This window comes from Oceanicaulis sp. UBA6590, assembly GCF_002433705.1.
Lineage (GTDB): Bacteria > Pseudomonadota > Alphaproteobacteria > Caulobacterales > Maricaulaceae > Oceanicaulis.
On the sequence record NZ_DJIQ01000008.1, the window covers coordinates 10,661 to 12,506 of the forward strand.

Annotated in this window: 2 protein-coding genes; one reads left to right on the top strand and one right to left on the bottom strand. The window is 61.2% G+C overall.

Features of this window, described 5'->3' with window-relative positions:
- Nucleotides 1-209 precede the first annotated feature (209 nt).
- Complete coding sequence (locus tag B2Z70_RS02240; RefSeq protein WP_292980483.1) at nt 210-707, bottom strand: SixA phosphatase family protein; 498 nt, start codon at nt 705-707, stop codon at nt 210-212.
- Between the two features lie 118 nt (nt 708-825).
- Here B2Z70_RS02240 and B2Z70_RS02245 point away from each other — a divergent pair, with 118 nt between their 5' ends.
- Nucleotides 826-1,461, top strand: a complete 636-nt coding sequence (locus tag B2Z70_RS02245; RefSeq protein WP_009801721.1) for a peroxiredoxin — start codon at nt 826-828, stop codon at nt 1,459-1,461.
- Nucleotides 1,462-1,846: the final 385 nt, after the last annotated feature.

Consider the following 1,846-nt stretch of genomic DNA (forward strand, 5'->3'; position numbering starts at 1 on the left):
CAGCGCTGCAGGCGGGTGAAGCCGGGTTCCGGCGCTGGCGTGAGGAGCGCGGCTGCGCAGGCCGAAGGCCGCATCCTCGACATCGAAGGCCCGGGCGCTTCGCGCGCCTGGCGCATGCCGTTTCCAGACGTGTCCAAACGCCAGTGTCATCGCGCCGTCCCCGTATGCGTCCGAGATGCGGCGTAGTTAATATTCCCTTAACAGGAGAATCAATCTGCTTTTGGGTTGAAATACAAAATCCGCTTAGTGGCCACCGGCCGTTTGTTCTCGATCCGGACGTCAAAGCCGGCGAGTGCGCTGGTCGGCCAGCCATAGGGCAGGTCGGACGCCGCCTCGGCCTGGACCGCCAGCATGTGGACAAGGGCTCCAATGCCCGGATTATGTCCGACCAGCATGATCGCCTCGGCCCCGTCTTCCAGCTGCTCGGCGATGGCGCGCTCCAGCATGTCGGGAGAGGCGTGATAGAGCGCCATCGGATCATTGACGCGCGGTTCGCCGACGCTGGCGCTGATCCGTTTCCAGGTTTCACGCGTGCGCCGGGCCGGGCTGACCAGGGCATGGCTAACGGTCAGCCCCGCCTTTTCAATCGCCTGTGCGGCGCGATCCGCATCCGACACGCCGCGTTCGGTCAGGCCGCGATCGAAATCGTCTTCGGCCTGCATCCGGTCAACGGCTTTGGCGTGGCGCATGGCGATCAGAAGCGGCATGGGGCAGAATCCTCGGGCGACGGCATTTACTAGCACACACGGGTTGCGTTGCACGCCCCCTCACGCCAAGTAAAGCCGTGTTTGACGCCCCTCGCAAATGCTCTGATGGAGATGAATTATGGGTCTGCTGCTTGGCGATATCGCCCCGAACTTCGAAGCGGAAACCACCGAAGGCAAGATCAAGTTCCACGACTGGATCGGCGATGACTGGGTGGTCTTCTTCTCACACCCCGCCGACTACACCCCGGTATGCACCACCGAGCTCGGTTACACCGCCAAGCTGAAAGACGAATTCGCCAAGCGCGGCGCCAAGGCCATCGCGCTCTCTGTCGATCCGATCGCCGATCACCATGGCTGGGTGAAGGATATCGAGGAGACCCAGGGCTGCACGATGAACTTCCCGATCATCGCCGACACCGATCGTTCGGTGTCCGAGCTCTACACGATGATCCACCCGAACGCCGATCCGAAGGTGACCGTGCGCGCCGTCTACATCATCGATCCGAACAAGAAGATCCGCGCCACCTTCACCTATCCGCCGAGCGCGGGCCGGAACTTCAACGAGATCCTGCGCCTGATTGATTCTCTGCAGCTCACCGACGGCTATAAGGTTGCGACCCCGGTGAACTGGGAGGATGGTCAGGACGTGATCGTCGTGCCGTCCATCTCCGACGATGAAGCCGACAAGCTGTTCCCGAAAGGCTATAACAAGATCAAGCCTTATCTGCGCACCACGCCGCAGCCGAACAAATAAGTCTTACAGCATTTTAGTTGAAATGTGCGGCCGCTCCGGAACCCGGGGCGGCCGTTTTTTCGCGCTTTCCCGGTCAAGGGTGCTTGACGTGAAGTGAGCTTTACATCATATGTGAAGCACGCTTTACACAACACGGGAGGGCGACATGTCTGCGGAAGGAATGAAAGCGATGTGCTGGCTCGCGATGTATGCACTGGCCTTTGGTCTGGCGCCGCTTGGCGCCGCTGCGGTCGATCCGCACGCTGCTCAGCCTGTCCCCGCTCAAACACAACCTCAGGCCTGATCGTCTCGGGAAAGGAGACCTCCATGACGTTTGCTCAGAATTTCCGCCGCATCGGCGCTGTTGCGCTTGTCAGCGTCTGCGCCCTGTCCTGGGTCACTCTGG

What these genes read in the sequence shown, in the direction of transcription:
- B2Z70_RS02240 (WP_292980483.1), bottom strand. Translation starts at nt 707, where the DNA reads ATGCCGCTTCTGATCGCCATGCGCCACGCCAAAGCCGTTGACCGGATG.
- B2Z70_RS02245 (WP_009801721.1), top strand. Translation starts at nt 826, where the DNA reads ATGGGTCTGCTGCTTGGCGATATCGCCCCGAACTTCGAAGCGGAAACC.